Source organism: Corallococcus sp. AB038B (assembly GCF_003668955.1).
Classification (GTDB): domain Bacteria; phylum Myxococcota; class Myxococcia; order Myxococcales; family Myxococcaceae; genus Corallococcus; species Corallococcus exiguus.
On sequence record NZ_RAWO01000184.1, the window covers coordinates 1 to 422 of the forward strand.

Consider the following 422-nt stretch of genomic DNA (forward strand, 5'->3'; position numbering starts at 1 on the left):
ACGGGCCAGCCCGCATGCCGCCACACGCCCGCCGCATCGATGCGGTCTCCGTCGACCAGTTTCGGGCCGCCACGCGGAATGGGCATACAGGTGTCGTCTCGACACAGGCCCACGGCCTTCCACTGCCAGCCGGTGGCACGCTCGAAGTCCTCCTTGTCCAGCCAGAGGCTGTCGCCGTCGACCGTCACGCCCACGAGGCGCGTGTCCCACGCTTCATGAATCACTCGAATCTCGCTCGTCATCGATACTCGCCTTGGTTTGAGTCGTGACGACCCTACGCAGCGGAGCGAATCGAGGCCTGCCCGATGCTCGCGCACCCTTGCCTGATTCTCTCCAGGTGAGCAGGATGGGTTCGAATGCCTGTCGACCTGCCCAAGCGAGCGAACGACGAGGGGGCTCATGAGGGTCTGCGGAGGCTGACC

General features: G+C 65.4%; 1 pseudogene. It reads right to left on the reverse strand.

Going from position 1 to position 422, the window contains the following annotated elements:
- Positions 1–242: pseudogene (locus D7Y04_RS42935) on the reverse strand (TlpA family (seleno)protein); the annotation flags it as partial.
- Positions 243–422: the final 180 nt, after the last annotated feature.